The organism is Luteimonas arsenica (assembly GCF_004352825.1).
Classification (GTDB): Bacteria; Pseudomonadota; Gammaproteobacteria; order Xanthomonadales; family Xanthomonadaceae; genus Luteimonas; species Luteimonas arsenica.
The window spans coordinates 393062-410995 of record NZ_SJRW01000002.1 but is presented as its reverse complement, the minus strand read 5'-3'; the positions used below and the strand labels follow the sequence as shown (position 1 = coordinate 410995).

General features: G+C 71.5%; 20 protein-coding genes and 1 pseudogene. 9 read left to right on the top strand and 12 right to left on the bottom strand.

What is annotated here, in order from left to right; genetic code table 11:
- Window positions 1-19: 19 nt before the first annotated feature.
- The 4 genes from E2170_RS09360 to E2170_RS09345 all read right to left on the bottom strand — a co-directional run bounded on the left by E2170_RS09360 (window position 20) and on the right by E2170_RS09345 (window position 2199).
- A complete protein-coding gene (locus E2170_RS09360; RefSeq protein WP_133000403.1) occupies window positions 20-484 on the bottom strand; it encodes a hypothetical protein in 465 nt (154 codons plus the stop codon).
- An 11-nt stretch (window positions 485-495) separates the two neighbouring features.
- The gene (locus E2170_RS09355; RefSeq protein ID WP_165942211.1) at window positions 496-936 is read right to left on the bottom strand and encodes a copper resistance protein NlpE N-terminal domain-containing protein; all 441 of its coding nucleotides are present in this window, start codon (window positions 934-936) and stop codon (window positions 496-498) included.
- 68 nt (window positions 937-1004) lie between these two features.
- Window positions 1005-1721, bottom strand: a complete 717-nt coding sequence (locus E2170_RS09350; RefSeq protein ID WP_133000401.1) for an HAD family hydrolase — start codon at window positions 1719-1721, stop codon at window positions 1005-1007.
- Between the two features lie 106 nt (window positions 1722-1827).
- On the bottom strand, window positions 1828-2199 hold the full coding sequence (locus E2170_RS09345) for an EF-hand domain-containing protein (RefSeq protein WP_133000400.1): 372 nt from the start codon (window positions 2197-2199) through the stop codon (window positions 1828-1830).
- 237 nt (window positions 2200-2436) lie between these two features.
- Here E2170_RS09345 and E2170_RS09340 point away from each other — a divergent pair, with 237 nt between their 5' ends.
- Window positions 2437-3633, top strand: a complete 1197-nt coding sequence (locus E2170_RS09340; protein ID WP_133000399.1) for a PQQ-dependent sugar dehydrogenase — start codon at window positions 2437-2439, stop codon at window positions 3631-3633.
- 31 nt (window positions 3634-3664) lie between these two features.
- On the opposite strand, the gene E2170_RS09335 is transcribed toward E2170_RS09340, so the two are convergent.
- Complete coding sequence (locus E2170_RS09335) at window positions 3665-4057, bottom strand: hypothetical protein (protein WP_133000398.1); 393 nt, start codon at window positions 4055-4057, stop codon at window positions 3665-3667.
- 98 nt (window positions 4058-4155) lie between these two features.
- Between E2170_RS09335 and E2170_RS09330 the strand changes: the two genes are divergently transcribed.
- Window positions 4156-4428, top strand: a complete 273-nt coding sequence (locus tag E2170_RS09330; RefSeq protein WP_133000397.1) for a hypothetical protein — start codon at window positions 4156-4158, stop codon at window positions 4426-4428.
- 16 nt (window positions 4429-4444) lie between these two features.
- On the opposite strand, the gene E2170_RS09325 is transcribed toward E2170_RS09330, so the two are convergent.
- The 6 genes and pseudogenes from E2170_RS09325 to E2170_RS09300 all read right to left on the bottom strand — a co-directional run bounded on the left by E2170_RS09325 (window position 4445) and on the right by E2170_RS09300 (window position 10729).
- Window positions 4445-4912, bottom strand: a complete 468-nt coding sequence (locus tag E2170_RS09325; protein ID WP_133000396.1) for a YbjN domain-containing protein — start codon at window positions 4910-4912, stop codon at window positions 4445-4447.
- A gap of 28 nt (window positions 4913-4940) precedes the next feature.
- A complete protein-coding gene (locus E2170_RS09320; protein WP_133000395.1) occupies window positions 4941-5801 on the bottom strand; it encodes an EcsC family protein in 861 nt (286 codons plus the stop codon).
- A gap of 100 nt (window positions 5802-5901) precedes the next feature.
- Window positions 5902-6987: a hypothetical protein gene (locus E2170_RS09315; protein WP_133000394.1), complete on the bottom strand. Its 1086-nt coding sequence runs from the start codon at window positions 6985-6987 to the stop codon at window positions 5902-5904.
- A gap of 63 nt (window positions 6988-7050) precedes the next feature.
- The gene (locus tag E2170_RS09310) at window positions 7051-7860 is read right to left on the bottom strand and encodes a TSCPD domain-containing protein (protein WP_133000393.1); all 810 of its coding nucleotides are present in this window, start codon (window positions 7858-7860) and stop codon (window positions 7051-7053) included.
- Between the two features lie 73 nt (window positions 7861-7933).
- Window positions 7934-8203: pseudogene (locus E2170_RS14235) on the bottom strand (hypothetical protein); the annotation flags it as partial.
- Between the two features lie 366 nt (window positions 8204-8569).
- On the bottom strand, window positions 8570-10729 hold the full coding sequence (locus tag E2170_RS09300; RefSeq protein WP_133000392.1) for an adenosylcobalamin-dependent ribonucleoside-diphosphate reductase: 2160 nt from the start codon (window positions 10727-10729) through the stop codon (window positions 8570-8572).
- Between the two features lie 462 nt (window positions 10730-11191).
- Here E2170_RS09300 and E2170_RS09295 point away from each other — a divergent pair, with 462 nt between their 5' ends.
- The 7 genes from E2170_RS09295 to E2170_RS09265 are packed head-to-tail and all read left to right on the top strand — an operon-like array spanning window position 11192 to window position 17431.
- Window positions 11192-12643, top strand: a complete 1452-nt coding sequence (locus E2170_RS09295) for a Do family serine endopeptidase (protein ID WP_133000391.1) — start codon at window positions 11192-11194, stop codon at window positions 12641-12643.
- Between the two features lie 28 nt (window positions 12644-12671).
- On the top strand, window positions 12672-13034 hold the full coding sequence (locus E2170_RS09290; RefSeq protein ID WP_133000390.1) for a hypothetical protein: 363 nt from the start codon (window positions 12672-12674) through the stop codon (window positions 13032-13034).
- Window positions 13035-13039: 5 nt separating this feature from the next.
- Entirely contained in the window at window positions 13040-13594 is a 555-nt protein-coding gene (locus E2170_RS09285) for a phage holin family protein (RefSeq protein WP_243708133.1), read from the top strand.
- Between the two features lie 10 nt (window positions 13595-13604).
- Complete coding sequence (locus tag E2170_RS09280) at window positions 13605-14147, top strand: protein sip-5 (RefSeq protein WP_133000389.1); 543 nt, start codon at window positions 13605-13607, stop codon at window positions 14145-14147.
- 16 nt (window positions 14148-14163) lie between these two features.
- Window positions 14164-15297 carry an AI-2E family transporter gene (locus E2170_RS09275; protein ID WP_133000388.1) on the top strand — a complete coding sequence of 378 codons (1134 nt, stop codon included), beginning with the start codon at window positions 14164-14166 and terminating at the stop codon, window positions 15295-15297.
- A gap of 20 nt (window positions 15298-15317) precedes the next feature.
- Window positions 15318-16058 (top strand): HAD family hydrolase, encoded by a 741-nt coding sequence (locus E2170_RS09270; RefSeq protein WP_133000387.1) that lies wholly within the window; start codon window positions 15318-15320, stop codon window positions 16056-16058.
- On the top strand, window positions 16055-17431 hold the full coding sequence (locus tag E2170_RS09265) for a leucyl aminopeptidase family protein (RefSeq protein WP_133000386.1): 1377 nt from the start codon (window positions 16055-16057) through the stop codon (window positions 17429-17431). The genes E2170_RS09270 and E2170_RS09265 overlap by 4 nt, the downstream gene beginning before the upstream one ends.
- Window positions 17432-17521: 90 nt before the next feature.
- Here the strand turns inward: E2170_RS09265 and E2170_RS09260 are convergent, their stop codons facing one another.
- A complete protein-coding gene (locus E2170_RS09260) occupies window positions 17522-17914 on the bottom strand; it encodes a hypothetical protein (protein WP_133000385.1) in 393 nt (130 codons plus the stop codon).
- Window positions 17915-17934: the final 20 nt, after the last annotated feature.

Below are 17934 nucleotides of genomic sequence, written 5' to 3'. Positions count from 1 at the left end.
GCCGGCCATCCGCGCCTGCTCAGTCAGTGGCGTCGGGCAGCGGCCGCCCCCAACGCGCATAGCTTTCGGCGATGCCCTCGCGCAGGCGCCGGGCGCGCGCGTCGCCCGGCTGCACGCCCAGCGTCCTGGCGATGTCCTCCCAGGCCTCGTCGGGCGCGGCGGCCCGGGCCTCGAGCACGCCGCGGCAGGGCCGGCCGGACACGCGCGCCAGCGCGCAGGCGTAGTACAGATCGCCCGGCCCGCGGCCCTGCTTTTCCAGCAGGTCCTCGATCAGCGGCCGCGGCGCATCGAAATAGCGCACCAGTTCGTCGACGAAGGCGTCGGGGTAGCGCGCGGCATAGACGGCGACGTCGGCCAGCCGGGCGTCGACCACGGCGTCGCCCGTGCGCGGCGCGTCGGCGCCGGAGCCATCCTCGCCGAGGACGGTGGCGGGCATGGCAAGCCACAACAGGGCGGCAAACAGCAGGGGAAGTCGAAGATCCATGGCACTCCGGTTCAGGGATGGCGGCCGACGGGCAGCAGGACATCGCCCTCGCGCCCCGGGAATGCGCGGCCGCGCGGGTCGCGCACCTGCAGCCCACCGCCGCGCAGCAGGCCATAGCGGCGCAGGCCGCCGGTGCTGGGCTCAAGGCTGAGCACGGTATTGTCGAGCCGCCATTGGCCGGCCTCGTCGAAGCGCATGCTGCCGTCGACCGCAACATACACCTCGACCAGTTCGTACAGGTGCTCCCCGCCGCTGCGCTTGAGCACCAGCCGGGTGTCGATGACCTGGCAGTCCGCGCAGGGCAGGCTGCCACGCCATTCCACCGCGCCCTCGCCCGCGCCGAGGCCGGACAGGGTCGCATCCGCATCCGTGCCCGGACCACCGCCGCGGCCGCAGCCGGCGGCCAGGCCGAACAGGATCAGCGCGAACAGGAGGGTGCGGAGCCATCGCATGCCCCGATTGTGCCGCAGGCAGGAGGCGCGGCGCGCACCGGACTGGACCGGCACACGCCGCGCGTCGATCATGCGGCCTGCAGGATCGACCGCAGCGCGGCCGGCAGGCCGGCGGCGGAGTCGAGGGTGCGCATGCGCGCGCGATGGCCCTCATCGACCTCCGCCTCGCGCTCGTGCGCCCAGGTCGTGTGGTAGGGCAGGTGCACACCCCAACCGCCCAGTTCGAGCACCGGCGCGATGTCCGAACGCAGGGAGTTGCCGACCATCACGAACTCGTCCGGTGCGATCGCGAACTCCTCCAGCAGCCGGCGGTAGGTCGACACGTCCTTCTCGCTGACGATTTCGATGCGGCGGAACAGCGCGGACATGCCGGAATCGCGCACCTTGGCTTCCTGGTGGAACAGGTCGCCCTTGGTGATCAGCACCACCGGCAGGTCGGCGGCAACCGCCTCGACCGCGTCGCGCACGCCCGGGAGCAGTTCCACCGGGTGGCGCAGCAGGTCCTTGGCGAGGACGACGATGCGGTGCAGGTCGGCGGCGCTGATGCGGCCGCCGGTGATGTCGATCGCGGCCTCGATCATCGACAGCGCCATGCCCTTCACGCCGTAGCCGAAGACGGCCAGGTTGGCCTTCTCCACCGCGTACAGGCGCTCGCTGGTGCGGACGTCGCCGTTGACGTAGCAGGCGATGATCGCCTCGAAGTCGCGCTGCGCCTGGTCGAACCAGTCCTGGCTGCGCCAAAGGGTGTCGTCGGCATCGAAGCCGACCATCTTGATACTGGCCATCGGGCCATTATCCGGGAAACGGAAACGACGCGGCGGCGGCATTGCTGCCGCCGCCGCGTCCGGGCGGTCACCAGGGCCGCCCGAAGCGGCCCCGTGACGATGCTGCTTACTCCTCGCCGCCGCCGGCCTGGGCAGCGTGGGCGCGATACTCTTCGGGAGTGAGTTCGCCATCACCGTCGGCATCGGCCTCGCTGAACACCGCGGCCAGCGCCGGCAGCGCCGCGGACTCGGCCTGCGAGATCGTGCCGTTGCCGTCGGCATCGACGTCGTTCCAGCCAAGCTGGCGGCTTTCGGGCTGGGCATCGGTCGCCTGCTGCGCGGCCTGCTGGGCGTCCTGCGCGGCCTCGGCGGCCTCGGTCGCGGCTTCCTGCGCCTCGCGGACCTCGGGGCTCACTGCGCTCTGGGCAAAGGCCAGCGGCATGGCGAGCGCGGCGCCCAGGGCGACGACAGTGGCGATATGCGTGCGTGCGTTCTTCATCAGGGGATTCTCCTCAGCGGATGCGGGGGCATCCGGCAGGTTCAGGGGGATGTCGCGGCCGGCGCGTTTCCCGGCCACGGCGACACCCTGCAATGCCACGCATTAACCCCGCACCCTCCACGATCCGCGCGTCGACATGGCGTTAACCACTCGTGGGGCCGGAGCGGTTATGGCCCGGGATGCGTCGACCCGCTGCGTACCGGATACTGGGGATCCACCACGTCCGGAGCCGATGCGATGAACCTGAACACCCTTGCCGCCGCCACCGCGTTCGCCCTCGTCCTGGCCGCCTGCAACGGCAGCGCGCGCCCCGCCGAAGACGCCACCGCCGCGGCGCCGGACGCGCAGGCGGCGCCGGAACCCGATGCAGGCGCAGGCGCCGCGGGCGACGGCCGGCCGTTCGAGGTCGACGTCATCGCCGTCCTGGACGAACCCTGGGCCATGAGCTTCCTGCCCGACGGCCGCCTGCTGGTCACCGAGAAGAAGGGGCGGCTCAAGCTGGTCGACGTGGAGACCGGCGCCAGCCAGGACGTCGCCGGCGTGCCCGAGGTCGCCTACGGCGGCCAGGGCGGCTTCGGCGACGTGGTCCCGCACCCCGCTTTCGCCGACAACGGCATCGTCTACCTCAGCTACGCCGAGGCCGGCGGCCGCGACACCCGCGGCGCGGCGCTGGCGCGCGCGAAGCTGGCCACCGCCGACGACGGCAGCGCGGCGCTGGAAGGCTTCAAGGTGATCTGGCGCCAGGTGCCCAAGGTCAGCGGCCAGGGCCACTACGGCCACCGCATCGCCTTCGACGGCGAAGGCAAGCTGTGGCTGAGCTCGAGCGAGCGCCAGAAGTTCGACCCGGCGCAGGACATGGCTTCGAACCTGGGCAAGATCCTGCGCCTGGAGGACGACGGCAGGCCGGCGACCGGCAATCCCTTCGCGGCCGACGGCGGCGTGGCCGCCGAGGTCTGGTCGCTGGGCCACCGCAACGTGCTCGGCCTCGCCTTCGACGCGCAGGGCCGGCTGTGGGACGTGGAAATGGGCCCGGCCGGCGGCGACGAACTCAACCTCGTCGAGCGCGGCGCCAACTACGGCTACCCGGTCGTCTCCAACGGCAACCACTACGACGGCCGCCCGATCCCCGACCACGACACCCGTCCTGAATTCAACGCACCTGCGGTGACCTGGACGCCGGTGATCTCGCCCTCGAGCCTGGTGTTCTACAGCGGCGACGCGTTCCCCGCATGGCAGGGCAGCGCCTTCATCGGCGGCCTGTCGTCGCAGTCGCTGGTGCGCGTCGAGTTCGATGGCGCGCAGGCGCGCGAGGCGGAGCGCTTCGAGATGGGCAAGCGCATCCGTGAAGTCGAGCAAGGGCCGGAAGGCGGCCTGTGGCTGCTCGAGGACGGCGAAGGCGGACGGCTGCTGAAGCTGCTACCCGCCGGCGGCTGAGGCCGGGCAATGCCGCCCGCATCGCGGGCGGTCAGGGCAGGACGGTCCCCGAGGCGATCACGGCACCGTCTTCCAGCATGCGGAAGCCGCGGCTGCCATCGTCCGGCAGCCGTACCGCCGCTGTGCAGATCAGCCGGACCTCGTGGCTGCTTCCTGGTGCAATCTCGGCCAGTTCGCCACGCTCGATGCCGCAGCGTGTGCGGTCGCCGCCATCGAACTCGAATTCGCCGCGCCAGGCGCCGGCAATCGCCACCGCGCGACCGCCGTCCGCCGTGGCGAGCATGTCCAGGCGTACCGGGATCGGCCGCTTGCCGCTGAAGTCGAGCCGCGGCGGCTCAGGTACGGCCGCCGCCGGCGCCGCGGACTGGGGCGCGCCACCGCAGGCGGCGAGGACAAGCGGCAGCAGCATCGGGATCCAGCGCATGGTTTCTCCGGGACTCTTGGTGCCGCGGGCATCGCGGCCATTCATCGCGCCTGCACGCGAGCCTGACATAGTACGGTGCCCCGACCGATGCGACACCGATGACCACCGCGACGCCCACCCACGATGCCGACTCCGAACTCGAACAGGCGATCGCCGGGCTCGAGGACGAGATGGCCGATCTGCAGCTCAGGCACCGTGATCTGTTCGCCTATGCCAACGCCTGGGCGGAGCGCCACGATGCGATCATGCGGCTGGCACCGCCGGACCTGCGCGAAGCCACCGAGGCACGGCTGCGCCGCATCGCCATCCGCTGGGGCCTGGCCGACGGCATGCGCATGACCCGGCAGTTCCCGGCCCTGCGCCAGGCCTGAGCCGGGATCGCACGGATCAGAAATCCACTGCGCGGGTGAAGTCGCCCAGGAGCTGCCCGAAGATCTCGACCTGGCTCTGGATATGGGCGGCGTGGCTGCTGTGCAGGACCTCGAAGTCGTAGTGCAGGAACGGGTCCATCTCGTCGTCCAGGCTCATCCGCCCGTAGCGGTAGCGGCTGTTGTAGACGTTGGCCACCTGCAGCGACGTGCCGCTCTCCAGGTCCAGCCCGACTTCGAGCTGCAGCGAGCCGCAGCGGCCTTCGCTGCAGTCGTAGAAGTTCATGTAGGCGTTGAGGTCGTTGATCCGGAACTTGATCATCGGATCGCCCTCGCGGTCCTCGAGCATCTCCGGTTCCAGCGACATGCCCTGCAGCACGGCCATGGCCTCGGCGCCGGTCACGCCCCGGCCGTCGGCGGCCAGCACGGGCGCGGCGGCCAGCGCCATCAACGGGGCCAGCAGGCCCGCGGTCAGTCGTCGCATCATCGTGTCTCCCCTGTGGTGGCCGCAAATGCTAGCCGAAACCCGCGCCCTTGCGGTCCTGCACGGCGGCATCGGCGGTGCCCAGCGCTTCATAGGCCCGGCGCACCGCCTCCACGCCATGCTGCCGCTCCAGCCGGCGCACGGTGAAGTGGCCGCGGGCCATGGCCTGGAAGTGGCGCATGAACAGCGTGTTGAGCGCGGCGCCGGTCGCCGCACCGACCACCGGCACTGCCTGCAGCGCCAGTTTCTGGCTGACGTTGACCGAGAAGCGCGAGGCGATCGCCGACAGCAGTTGCACGATCAGCGGTCCACCCTTGCCGACCAGGCCGTGGACGGCGACGTATTCGGCGGCGGCGGCCACCTGCTGGGCCAGCACTGCGCGCGCGGCGAAGTAGCCCGACTCGGTGCCGTCGTCGCTGCGGGCGCGGCCGCCCATGGTCAGCACTTCGAAGCAGGCCAGCGTCGTGGCCGGATCGTCCAGGGGCTCGCCTTCGGCGCGGGCGATCTCGGCGATCGAACGCAGGATCAGGGTCGTGGTCAGCGGCAGCTCGACCGCCAGTCCGGGCAGGCCGAAGGCGCCACCGGCGGCCCCGCTCGCGGCCACGGCGACCGCGTGCGTGCGCGTGCGCGGTGCCGGCGACGCGGCCTTGCCCAGCGTCGCCACCGCCGCGCGCAGCGACTGCTGCAGGGCCTTGCGCACCAGCGAATTGACCAGCTTCGTGGCCGGTGCCGGGAGGCGCTTCTCCATCACGTATTCCAGCGGCGCACCGACCAGGTTCGCCAGCTGCGCGGCGAGGCCGGGGTTCTCGAGCAGGGCACGCGCGCGCCCGAGCTCCCCGATCGCGGCGGCATCGAGCACGGTGGACGCGGGCGGCGGAAGCGGCGCGGGCATCTGCATGCCGCCCACGTTAGCGCAGCGGGCGTCGGGGCTGCGACAAGGTCCATGGCCACGCTGGCCCGTCGAACGACAGGTGGCCTGCCCTGCGTCGGGGTCAGCCCGCCGGGGACGGCTCCTTCGCCGCCACCGGCGCGCCTTCGCCGGACCAGTCATGGTCGTGGTCGCCATCGAGCAGGCGCATGCGGCGGCGCTCGATGCGGAGCTCGCCGGCGGCGCGCACGGTGCGGGTGGACTCGAAGACCTCGGGTACGCCCGTGGAGATCCGGAACAGCACCCGGCCCTCGTCGATGATCGACATGTCTTCCATGACCTGCCTGCGCGCCTCCTCGGGCACGTCGATGCCGTACATCGTCCCGGCCGCGCGGAGCGCGATCTCCGCGGCCTTCTCGCGGTCCATGTGCGTCGTCCAGGCCAGGACGGCATCGTCGGATCCCGGCTCGCCCAAGTGCACCAGCAGAGACACCCGCGCGGGCAGCGCACCGCCGCCGATGGGGTTGTCGATCTCCACGTCGACCTCGTAGGGCGTGTCGACCTCGAGCTCGGCGTCGAAGGCATCGTTGAACATGGCCACGTCGCGCGACAGCAGGACGCCGAGGATCGCCGGATCGGTCATGCGCTCGACCATGCCGTCGACGAACTCGAGCGCCTGCGCGCGGGCCGCGGCGGTCGTCGCCTCGTCGCCCTCGCCACCGGCGGACTCGACTCCGGCGGCGAACAGGGCCAGGAAGCCCTCGCGCATGGCCGGCCGCATGCGCGCGGCCAGGGCGTCGATGTTGCGCAGGCCGGCGTAGTTGCCGGCCGCGTCGAGATCGACCTCGAGCCGGACGTCGGCCAGCGAATCCATCATCTGCTGCATCACGGCCTCCTGCCCTTCCCCGCCCTCGAGCTGCTGGTAGCGGGTGTCGGCGAAGGACCACTCCTGCACGAAGCCGTCCTCGCGCGCCTCGGTGATCCGCAGGGTCTCGATCGAGGTGGTGCGGGAGCTCTCCCGGCCGCCCTCGCCCACGCTGACGTCGTGGTCCTCGGTCGCATAGCGCAGCGCCATGCCCTCGCGCCAGGGCGTGACCCAGTGGACCGTCGGGACGGCGGCGGGCGCACGGTTCTTTTCCACCTGGGCGGCCACCGGCCAGGCCAGCGCGAGCAGCAGCACCGCGCCCAGGGCGCGGCGTTTCACATCCACCATCATGTTCTCCCCCGGGCGCCCCCGCGCCCCATGTCGCCGCTCAGCCGGATACCACCCGGCTCAGCCGCACTTCGAATAGCCGCAGTTCAGGCAGGTCGCGCAGCCATCCATGATCACCAGGGCCTTCGTGCTGCACTTGTGGCACATGGTGGCCGAGGGCGGGAAGCTGGTGCCCTCGCCGGTGACCGCGATGTCCTCGCCGCTGCGGTCGGCGCCCTGGTCGGCGAACAGCCCGCCCACCGGGCCAGCATCGGCCGCGGCTACGCCGGCGTCACTGTTTTTTTTTGAGCGGTCTTCGTACTGGCGGCGCTTTTCCTCGATCAGCGCGCGCTGCGCCGGGCTCAGGTCCGGGTCGTGGATCATGCCGATCGACTTCAGGTGGTCCTCGACGATGGCGCCGAGCTCGGCCACCAGCGACGGCATGTACACGCCGCCGGCCTTGAAGTAGCCGCCGCGCGGATCGAACACGGCCTTCATCTCCTCCACCAGGAAGGTCACGTCCCCGCCCTTGCGGAACACGGCCGACATGATGCGCGTGAGCGCGACGATCCACTGGAAGTGGTCCATCGACTTCGAGTTGATGAAGATCTCGAACGGTCGCCGCGACTCGTGCTCGGTGCCGGCGTTGAGCACGATGTCGTTGATGGTCACGTACATGGCGTGCTCCACCAGCGGCGACTTGATCTTGTAGGTGCTGCCGACCAGCACCTCCGGGCGCTCGATGCGCTCGTGCATCTGGATGACTTCGGCCGTCGGCCGTTCGGCGGCGGCGTCCTGCGCGGCCGGGGCATCGGCGCGCGCGGCGGCCTTGTCGCCCTCGGCGGTTGCGACGGAGTAACCAGTGATTTTCTTCTCGATCCTGACGGCCATGACGCGTGTTTCCTGCTGTTCGTTGATGCCGGCCTGCCCCGCGGACGCGGGGCAGGCGGGCCGGATTGCCTTACTTGCCGGCGACCTTCTTCGTCGCCTTCTTCGCCACCTTCTTCACCGCCTTCTTCGTGGCAGCGGCCTTCTTGGCGACCTTCTTCGTGGTCTTTTTGACCGTCTTCTTGACGGCGGCCTTCTTGGCGGTCGCCTTCCTGGCCAGGGTCTTCTTCGCCACGGCCTTCTTCGCCGCCGCCTTCTTGGCGGTCTTCTTGGCGGCCTTCTTCACGGTGCGCTTGCGCTTGAGCGCGGCGGCCTCGGCCTTGGCGCTGGCGCTGGTGGCGGCCAGCGAGGTCTTGGCCTTGGCCACCCGCTTGGACACGGCCTTCTTCGCCTTGTCCGCGGTCTTGCCCACCGTCTTCTTCGCGTCGCCGGCGGTCTTCGTCACCGCCTTCGTGGCCTTGCCGGCGGTCCTGGCGACGGCCTTCTCGGCCTTGCCCGCCGCCTTCTTCGCCTTCTTCACCGCCTTCGACGCGCGTTTGGACACCGCACTGCCGACTTCCTTCGCCTTGTCGGCGACCGCCTCGGCGGCGGAGCCCAGGGTCGCGGCGACCCCATTGCCGTTGCTCATCGTGTTTCCCTCGTCGTCATGTTGGCGGGCGGGGCGCCCGCGGTGGGAAATGTAGCGCGGTCCAAGCCCTGCAGAGAGCCTTCCTCAGAATTTTCCGTAGTAGCCCTCTTTCAGGGCGTCGAAGAGGTTGGCGGCGGTGTGGGTCTCACCGTCGTACTCGATCTCCTCGTTGCCCTTCACCTCCACCGTGCTGCCGTCCTCGAGCTCGAAGCGGTAGGTGGTGTTGGCGAGGTCGGAGTCCTTCACCAGCACGCCCTGGAACGCGGCGGGGTTGAAGCGGAAGGTGGTGCAGCCCTTCAGGCCCTTCTCGTGGGCGTAGAGGTAGATGTCCTTGAAGTCCTCGTAGGGATAGTCGGTCGGGACGTTGGCGGTCTTGGAGATCGACGAGTCGACCCACTTCTGCGCCGCGGCCTGGACGTCGACGTGCTCCTTCGGGCTGATGTCGTCGGCGGAGATGAAGTAGTCCGGCAGCTGCGCGGCCGGATCCTCGCTGAAGGGCATGGCCTCGGCGTTGACCAGGTGGCGGTAGGCCAGCAGCTCGAACGAGAACACGTCCACCTTCTCCTTGGACTTCTTGCCCTCGCGGATCACGTTGCGGCTGTAGTGGTGCGCGAAGGAGGGCTCGATGCCGTTGGAGGCGTTGTTGGCCAGCGACAGGCTGATGGTGCCGGTGGGCGCGATCGAGCTGTGGTGGGTGAAGCGCGCGCCGGTCTCGGCCAGCTGCTCGACCAGCTCCGGGGCGACGCCGGCCACCTGCTGCATGTAGCGGCTGTAGCGGGCGTGCAGCACCTTGCCGGGGATTTCCTGGCCGACCTTCCAGCCGTCGGCGGCCATCTCGGGGCGCTTGCGCAGCATCTCGGCGGTGACCTCGAAGCGCTCCTCCATGATCGGTGCCGGACCCTTCTCCTGGGCCAGCACCAGGCCGGTTTCCCAACCTGCCACGGCCATCTCGCGGGCGATGCGCTCGGTGAACTCGCAGCTCTCCTTCGAGCCGTACTTCATCTTCAGCATGGTCACCGTCGAGCCCAGGCCGAGGAAGCCCATGCCGTGGCGGCGCTTGCGCATGATCTCGTCGCGCTGCTGCTGCAGGGGAAGCCCGTTGACCTCGACCACGTTGTCGAGCATGCGGGTGAACACGCGCACGACCTCCCTGTATTCCTCCCAGTCGAACTCGGCCTGGTCGGTGAAGGGGTCGCGCACGAACTTGGTCAGGTTGACCGAGCCCAGCAGGCAGGCGCCGTAGGGCGGCAGCGGCTGCTCGCCGCAGGGGTTGGTGGCGCGGATGTTCTCGCACCACCAGTTGTTGTTCATCTCGTTGACGCGGTCGATCAGGATGAAGCCCGGCTCGGCGTAGTCGTAGGTGGACACCATGATCATGTCCCACAGGTGCCGGGCCTTGACCTTGCCGTAGACCTTGCAGGCCACCAGGCCGTCGTCGCGGACGACGTAGCCCTGGTGCTGCGGCCAGTCGCGCCAGACCACCTGGCCGGCGTCGGCCAGGTCGATGTCGCCCTGTTCCTTCTCGTTGATCGGGAACACCAGCGGCCAGTCGGCGTCGGCCTTCACCGCCTCGATGAAGCCGTCGGTGACCAGCAGCGAGAGGTTGAACTGGCGCAGGCGCCCGTCCTCGCGCTTGGCGCGGATGAAGTCGCGCACGTCGGGGTGGCTGACGTCGAAGGTGCCCATCTGCGCGCCGCGGCGGCCGCCGGCCGACGACACGGTGAAGCACATCTTGTCGTAGATATCCATGAAGGACATCGGGCCGGAGGTGTAGGCGCCGGCGCCGGCGACGAAGGCGCCGCGCGGGCGCAGGGTGCTGAACTCGTAGCCGATGCCGCAGCCGGCCTTGAGCGTCAGGCCGGCCTCGTGGACCTTCTCCAGGATGCCGTCCATCGAGTCGACGATGGTGCCGCTGACGGTGCAGTTGATGGTGCTGGTGGCCGGCTTGTGCTCGAGCGCGCCGGCGTTCGAGGTGATGCGGCCGGCCGGGATCGCGCCGCGGCGCAGCGCCCAGAGGAAGCGCTCGTTCCAGTACTTGCGCTTTTCGGGCGTTTCCTCGGCCTCGGACAGGGCGCGCGCGACACGCTGGTAGCTGCCGTCGATGTCGGCGTCCAGCGCTTCGCCCTGCTTGGTCTTCAGGCGGTACTTCTTGTCCCAGATGTCGACCGAGGCCGGCTGCATCGGGATGTCCTGGCCGGTGCCAGCCATCGTGTTCTTCACAGCCTCCAGGCGAACCGTGCTCATGCTGCTTCCATCTCCTTCATCCTGCCCGGTCGTGCGCGAACCGGGCGTCGTCGTGTCTGTTGTATTCCGTGCCGGTCGCGGGGCCCGCTGCACGGGTCGCGCCGACGGCAAAGCCGCAAGCGCGCGCCGCGCGCCATGCTGCTGTCATCGTCTTCGTCTGCGGGCCGCGATACCGTGCATGCGAACCTCCCCCTGGTCCTGCCATTACCCGGCCCGCAACAACTAGTACTGGGCCAAGCCCGCCTGCCTGACCCCAAGATGTTGTGGCCGACAGGGGATGACCCTAAGGCCGGCGAAGGGCGAAGTCAATTGCCGGATGCGGCATCCTGCGCGAGCCCTGCGCTGTCGCCGTTCGCACATGAACTTGAGACGTACGACACACCTGTTCAGTCTCGACCGGTGCGCCGACCCGGGCGACACTTCACGGTCCCGAGACCCTGCAACCGGGATAAAGACAGACCGATGCCTGCACCCACCCGCACCACGCTGCTCGCCCTCGTCACCGCGGCCGCCTTCGGCGGCTTTGCCGCGACCCTGGTCCGCGGCGCGCTGGAATCCCCCGTCCGTGCCGAACCCGCCACGGCCGCGACCGTGCCCATGGCCGCCACCCTGCCGGCCGCCGTCGACGGCCAGGCCCTGCCCTCGCTGGCGCCGATGCTGCGCGGGGTCACCCCCGCGGTGGTCAGCGTCCATTCCAGGCAGCGGGTGCGGATCAACAATCCCTTCGCCAACGATCCCTTCTTCCGGCGCATGTTCCCCAACATCCCCGATGAGCGGATCAACGAGTCGCTGGGCTCGGGCGTGATCGTGGATGCCACCCGCGGCTACGTGCTCACCAACCACCACGTGATCGAGGGCGCCGACGAGGTTTCGGTGACCCTGTCCGACGGCCGCACCCTGGCCGCCGAGTTCGTCGGCTCCGACGCCGACACCGACGTCGCGCTGATGAAGATCCCGGTGCCCGGCGACGGCCAGCCGCTGCAGGCCATCGCCCTGGCCGACAGCAGCACGCTGCAGGTCGGCGATTTCGTGGTCGCGGTCGGCAATCCGTTCGGCGTCGGCCAGACGGTGACATCGGGCATCGTGTCCGCGGTCGGCCGCAGCAACGTGCCCGGCGTGGGCTACCAGAACTTCATCCAGACCGACGCCAGCATCAACCCCGGCAACTCCGGTGGCGCGCTGGTCAACCTGCGCGGGGAACTGGTCGGCATCAACACCGCCAGCTTCAACCCGCGCGGCAGCATGGCCGGCAACATCGGCCTGGGCTTCGCGATCCCCGCCAACCTGGCGCGCGGGGTGATGCAGCAGCTCGCGTCCACCGGCGAGGTGCGGCGCGGCACGCTCGGCATCGACACCCAGGACCTGGACGACCGCCTGGCCGCCAGCCTCGGCTTGCCCGCGGGCAGCCGCGGCGCGGTGGTGACCCGCGTCCACGCCGATTCCGCCGCGGCCGCCGCCGGCCTGCGCGCGGGCGACGTGGTCGTGGCCGCCAATGGCGAACGCATCGCCGACAGCGAGGCCCTGCGCAACTTCCAGGGCCTGCAGCCGGCTGACGCACGCGTCGCGCTCGACATCCGGCGCGACGGCGAGCCGCTGCAGCTGCAGGCGACCCTGCGCGAGCAGCCGCGCGCGATCGCCGGCCAGCAGCTCGACCCGCGCCTGGCCGGCGCCAGCTTCGCCGAGCTGCCCGAGGCGCTGCGCCGCAGCGGCCTGGCCGGCGTGCTGGTGGAAGACGTGGCCAACGGCAGCCGTGCCGCGCGCAACGGCCTGCGCGCCGGCGACGTGGTGGTGGCGGCCGCCGGCGCCCGCGCCACCGACCTGTCCGCCCTGCGCACGGCGGTGGCCGGATCCCCCCAGCAACTGGTACTGCGCATCCAGCGTGGCCGCGGCCAGGGCAACCTGGCCATGGAATGATGTTTCCCGACCCCCAAGGAGAACCGCGATGAGCCCGACCCACACCGACAACCTGAAGTCCAACCTGTCCGAAGCCGGCAGCCACCTGAAGCAGGCCGCTTCCGACACCGCCGACGCCGTGCGCGGCGCCGCCGCCGCCGCGGGCGAGGAAATGCGCCTGGGCCGCGCCAACCTGAAGGCCGATCTCGCCGACGGCGCGATCGCCGGGCTCTCCGCGCTGGAGGAAGCCGCCGGCGCCGGCAGCGAGCAGGTCGACCAGCTGCTGGAGAAAGGCCGCGACCTCGTCGACAGCGCCGCCGACCTGATCCGCGAGCGTCCGATCGCCTCCTTCGGCGTCGCCTTCGCCGCCGGCTGGATCATCGCCAAGCTCGCCCGCGGCAGCGACAGGTAAGCCGCGTGGAGCAGGCGCCCCCCAACGGAGCCCGGCCCGGTCCCGAGGACGGCGCCGGCCGCCGCCCCGACGACGGTCCCACGCCCGACCTGGCCGAATCCCTGCGCGAGCTCAGGGACAGCGGCAAGGCCGGGCTGGGCGCCGCCGGGGATGCGGCCCGCGCGCTGCGCGACCTGGTGGCCGCCGATGTCTCCCTGGCGCGCAGCGCGGCCGGGCGCGCGGCGGTGTTCGCCGGGATCGCGGTCATGTTCGGTGCCTCGGCCTGGCTGCTGCTGATGACCGCGCTGATCGTGGTGCTGAGCAACCGGGTCGGGCTGCCCTGGTGGCTGTCGCTCTCCAGCTGCGGGGCGCTCAGCCTGCTCGCGGCCTGGCTGGCGCTGCGCAAGGCCACCGGCTATTTCGAACACACCCGGCTCAAGGCCACGCGCAGGCAACTCGCCCGCCTGGGCATCGGCGAGCTGTCCGACCTGATGCCGCCCCCCGGAACGCCCGGCTCCGCACGCGAGGCCGGCTCGGCCGCCGAGGCCGAGGCGCGCCGGAGCGGCAAGACGCCACCGTGAGGCAATGGACATGAGCTTCGAACAACTCCAGGCCAAGGTGGCCCGTGCCGAAGACGCGCTGGAAGCGCACGAGCGCCAGGTGGCCGCGGATTTCCGCGTACTCGGCACGTGCTGGCGGCAGGCCTGGTCGCCGCCGCGCGTGATCGGGGCCGGCCTGGCGGCCGGGTTCCTGGCCGGCTGGGTGCGGCCCGGGCGGGCCGTGGCGGGCGTGCAGCCCGCGCGCTGGCTGCAGCTGGCGGGCAGCCTCGCCGGCCTGGTCGGCTCCATCCAGGCGGCGTTCGCGGCCTCGGAAGCGCAGGACGCCGCCGGCGAAGCCGGAGCGGTGGCCGCGGCAGCGGCGACGGGCACGGTGCCGGCGGCTGCGGCCGCCGCTGCGGGCGCTGGCGTGGGTGCTGGCGCGGGCGTGGGCGTGGGCACGTCGGCCGCCGCGGCCGACCTGCCCCGCGGGCCCTCGGCGGTTCCACCAAGCGCGCGCCGCTTCGTACCCGACCCGCAGTGGGACGCGCCGCCGCGGCCGGCCGAAGCCGCCACCGACGTGTCCGAAGGCCGCTGACGGCCCCGCGCCCGCCATGAGCAGCGGCGACGAAACCCTCCGCGGACCCGTGCCGGTGCCAGGCGACGACCCGACCGGACCGGCCGAAGAGCCACAGGTACCGCCGCCGCGCCCGCGCGCACCGACCGCCGTCGTGGTGCTGGCCTGCCTGGCCATGGGCTACACGCTGTGGGCGGCCCAGGGCGTGATCCTGCCGGTGCTGCTGGGAATGTTCTTCGCGCTGGTCGGCAATCCGGTGATCCGCCTGCTGCGGCGCCTGTACGTGCCGCGCTTCCTCGCCGCGCTGCTGGTGGTGGCCGGCGGCATCGCCGGCACCGGCCTGCTCGGCAAGCAGCTGCTCGCGCCCGCCGTGGACTGGATGCAGGAAGCCCCCCGGCAGATGCGCCAGGTGGGCCGCGAGCTGGGAAAGCTGGCCAAGCCGGTGCACGAGGCCAACCGCGTGGCCGAGGACATCGCGCGCCAGGCCAGCGGCGGCGACGCGCGCAAGGTGGAAGTGGTGCGCACGGTGCCCGACGATCCCTATGCGCTGCTCATGCGCGCCCCGCAGGTACTGGGTTCGGTGCTGGCGGTGGTGCTGCTCACGTTCTTCTTCATGGTGTTCGGGGAAGACCTGCAGCGCCGCGCGATCGCGCTGCTGCCCACGCGGCAGCGCAAGAAGATGACCGTCGAGATCATGCAGGCGATCGAACACGACGTCTCGCGCTACGTGTTCACCATCAGCCTGATCAACGCTGGCGTGGGCCTGGTGCTGGCGGCGGTGCTCCACTTCGCCCTCGGCCTGGACGTGCCCGAGGCCCTGCTGTGGGGCACGATCGCGATGCTGCTCAACTTCGCGCCCTACGTCGGCCCGGCCATCGGCGTGGTGCTGATGCTGCTGATGGGCTTCGTGACCTGGGACGAGGTCGGCCGCTCGCTGCTCCCGGCGGCGATCTACCTCGGCCTGCACACGCTCGAGGGCCAGCTGGTCACGCCGCTGGTGCTGGGCCAGCGCATGCAGCTGTCGCCGCTGGTGCTGATCCTCGCCCTGCTGCTGTTCGGCTGGCTCTGGGGCATCGTCGGGCTGCTGCTCGCCGTGCCGCTGCTGGTCTGCGTGAAGCGCGTGCTGGCGCGCATCGAGGGCATGGACGGCTGGGCGCGGCTGCTCGGCTGACCGCGCCGTACAATGGCCGCATGGCCTTCGCCGCCCGCGCCATCACCCTCGACCTCGACGACACCGTCTGGCCGTTCGCCCCCATCGGCGCGCGCATCGAGCGCGTGCTTGACGACTGGATGCGGCGGCACAGCCCGGCGACCGCGGACATGTTCCCGGTGGAGGCGATGCGCGCGCTGCGCGAGCGCGTGGCGGCGGAGCACCCCTCGCTGGCGCACGACATGTCCGCGCTGCGGCGGCTGACGCTTGAAGCCGCGCTGCGCGAGAGCGGCGGCGACGTCGCGCTGGCCGAAGCCGCCTACGAGGCCTTCTTCGCCGAGCGCAATCGGGTGGAGTGCTATCCCGATGCGATCGACGCGCTGGAGCGGATCAGCGCCCGGCTGCCGGTGGCGGCGCTGAGCAACGGCAACGCGGACTTGGCGCGCATCGGGCTGGACCACCTGTTCACCGCCCAGCTCAGCGCCTGCACCTTCGGCAGTGCCAAGCCCGACCCGGCCATCTTCCTCGCCGCCTGCGAGCTGCTGGAACTGCCGCCCGGCGAGGTCCTGCACGTGGGCGACCACCCCGAGGCCGATGTCGCCGGCGCCGCGCGCGCCGGGCTGCGCAGCTGCTGGATCAACCGCGCCGGCGACGACGGCCGACGCGCGGCCTGGACCCTCGCTGGGGTCGAGCCCGACCTGCATTTCGATTCCCTGGCCGGACTGGCCGACTGGCTGGAGCAGGCCCTGCCGGCCACACGCATACGGAGCACGCACACATGAACCCCGACACCGCCTACGCCCCCGCCGGCAGCACCGGCACCCGCCCGCTGCACGTCGTCGACAAGGAGGGCTTCGCGGCCTGGCGCGCGACGCAGCCGGCCGGCGTCGCCGCCTGGCTCGACGCCCACGGCTTCGACGCCTCGCCGGGCAGCTGCCTGGTGCTGCCGGGCGCGGACGGCGTGCCGGCGGCCGCGGTGCTCGGCATCGGCGATCCGCTCGATCCCTGCGCCTATGCCCACGCCCCATGCGCGCTGCCGGCCGGCGACTGGGCCCCGGCCGGCGATCCCGGCGCCGACGCACTGCGCGCGCTGCAGCTCGGCTGGGGCCTGGGCAGCTACGACTTCGCCCGCTACCGCAAGGCCCGGCCGGCGCGCGCGCGGCTGGCGCTCGACGCGCTCGACGACGAAGTGCGGGACGTCCTGGCCGCGACCGTCCGCGTGCGCGACCTGGTCAACACGCCCACCCAGGAGATGGGCCCGGAGCAGCTGGAGGCCGTTGCCCGCGGCATCGCGGAAGCACACGGCGCCCGCTTCGAGGCGATCACCGGCGACGCCCTGCTCGAGCAGAACTTCCCCGCCATCCACGCCGTCGGCCGCGCCTCGCACCGCGCGCCGCGCCTGCTCGCGCTGCGCTGGGGCGAAGACGCGCACCCGCACGTCGCGATCGTCGGCAAGGGCGTGTGCTTCGACACCGGCGGCCTGGACCTCAAGCCCGCCGACGGCATGCGCAACATGAAGAAGGACATGGGCGGCGCCGCGCACGCTATCGCGCTGGCCGAGCTGGTGATGGCGCGGAAACTGCCGCTGCGCATCACCCTGCTGGTGCCGGCGGTGGAGAACGCGATCGGCCCGGATGCGTTCCGCCCGGGCGAAGTGATCGCCACCCGCACCGGCGTCAGCGTCGAGATCGACAACACCGACGCCGAGGGCCGCGTGATCCTCGGCGACGCACTGGCCTACGCCGGCGAACAGGAGCCGGAACTGGTCCTCGACTTCGCCACGCTCACCGGCGCCGCGCGCATCGCGCTCGGCCCCGACCTGCCGGCGCTCTTCAGCAACGACGACGCCGTCGCCCAGGCCTGGCTCGACGCCGGCATGCAGGTGCGCGACCCGCTGTGGCGGATGCCGCTGTGGCGGCCGTATCTGCGCTACCTGACCAGCAAGGTCGCCGACCTTGCCAACGCCGGCTCGAAGATGGCCGGCAGCGTGACCGCGGCCCTGTATCTGGAGCGCTTCGTGCCGAAGGACATGCCCTGGGCGCACCTGGACACCTACGCCTGGAACGACGGCGATCGCCCGGGTCGCCCGGCCGGCGGCGAGGCGCTGGGGCTGCGCGCGGCCTACGGCATGCTCAAGGCGAAGTCGGGCGGCTGATGGGGCGTCCGCGCGGCTGGAGCGGATGTCCGGTCGGCGCGGAAACGCAGGCCCCCCTGCCGGTACCGCTGGGCAGCCGCAGCGGTGCCCTCAGCGCAGCCAGCCGCGCGTGACGGCGCGGCGCGCGTACCAGAACAGGAAGACGGCGATGCCGATGATCACAAGCGTCATCGGCAGCCCTGATGCGCCCGAGGCCTGCCACGCCGGCGTCAGCGCGTAGACCGCGACCATCTGCACCAGCACCGAGGCCAGCGACAGCGCGAACAGCGGCATCGCCCAGCGCCTGCGCAGCAGCAGGCCCAGCGAACCCAGCGCGCCGGCGAACACCGACAGGCCGTAGAAGACCGCCAGCCACGCGGGCATCGCCTCGTAGACCACGCGCTGTTCGTCAGGCATCGCGGCGATCTGCTCGGGCGTGAGGCCGGTCTGCAGGAAGAACATCGTCACGCCGATCAGGTTCCACGCCAGGGCGAGAACCGACACGGCGCGAAACGAAGCTGGCG

Coding starts and splice junctions, on each gene's coding strand:
- E2170_RS09360 (WP_133000403.1), bottom strand. CDS start 484: ATGGATCTTCGACTTCCCCTGCTGTTTGCCGCCCTGTTGTGGCTTGCC.
- E2170_RS09355 (WP_165942211.1), bottom strand. CDS start 936: ATGCGATGGCTCCGCACCCTCCTGTTCGCGCTGATCCTGTTCGGCCTG.
- E2170_RS09350 (WP_133000401.1), bottom strand. CDS start 1,721: ATGGCCAGTATCAAGATGGTCGGCTTCGATGCCGACGACACCCTTTGG.
- E2170_RS09345 (WP_133000400.1), bottom strand. CDS start 2,199: ATGAAGAACGCACGCACGCATATCGCCACTGTCGTCGCCCTGGGCGCC.
- E2170_RS09340 (WP_133000399.1), top strand. CDS start 2,437: ATGAACCTGAACACCCTTGCCGCCGCCACCGCGTTCGCCCTCGTCCTG.
- E2170_RS09335 (WP_133000398.1), bottom strand. CDS start 4,057: ATGCGCTGGATCCCGATGCTGCTGCCGCTTGTCCTCGCCGCCTGCGGT.
- E2170_RS09330 (WP_133000397.1), top strand. CDS start 4,156: ATGACCACCGCGACGCCCACCCACGATGCCGACTCCGAACTCGAACAG.
- E2170_RS09325 (WP_133000396.1), bottom strand. CDS start 4,912: ATGATGCGACGACTGACCGCGGGCCTGCTGGCCCCGTTGATGGCGCTG.
- E2170_RS09320 (WP_133000395.1), bottom strand. CDS start 5,801: ATGCCCGCGCCGCTTCCGCCGCCCGCGTCCACCGTGCTCGATGCCGCC.
- E2170_RS09310 (WP_133000393.1), bottom strand. CDS start 7,860: ATGGCCGTCAGGATCGAGAAGAAAATCACTGGTTACTCCGTCGCAACC.
- E2170_RS09300 (WP_133000392.1), bottom strand. CDS start 10,729: ATGAGCACGGTTCGCCTGGAGGCTGTGAAGAACACGATGGCTGGCACC.
- E2170_RS09295 (WP_133000391.1), top strand. CDS start 11,192: ATGCCTGCACCCACCCGCACCACGCTGCTCGCCCTCGTCACCGCGGCC.
- E2170_RS09290 (WP_133000390.1), top strand. CDS start 12,672: ATGAGCCCGACCCACACCGACAACCTGAAGTCCAACCTGTCCGAAGCC.
- E2170_RS09280 (WP_133000389.1), top strand. CDS start 13,605: ATGAGCTTCGAACAACTCCAGGCCAAGGTGGCCCGTGCCGAAGACGCG.
- E2170_RS09275 (WP_133000388.1), top strand. CDS start 14,164: ATGAGCAGCGGCGACGAAACCCTCCGCGGACCCGTGCCGGTGCCAGGC.
- E2170_RS09270 (WP_133000387.1), top strand. CDS start 15,318: ATGGCCTTCGCCGCCCGCGCCATCACCCTCGACCTCGACGACACCGTC.
- E2170_RS09265 (WP_133000386.1), top strand. CDS start 16,055: ATGAACCCCGACACCGCCTACGCCCCCGCCGGCAGCACCGGCACCCGC.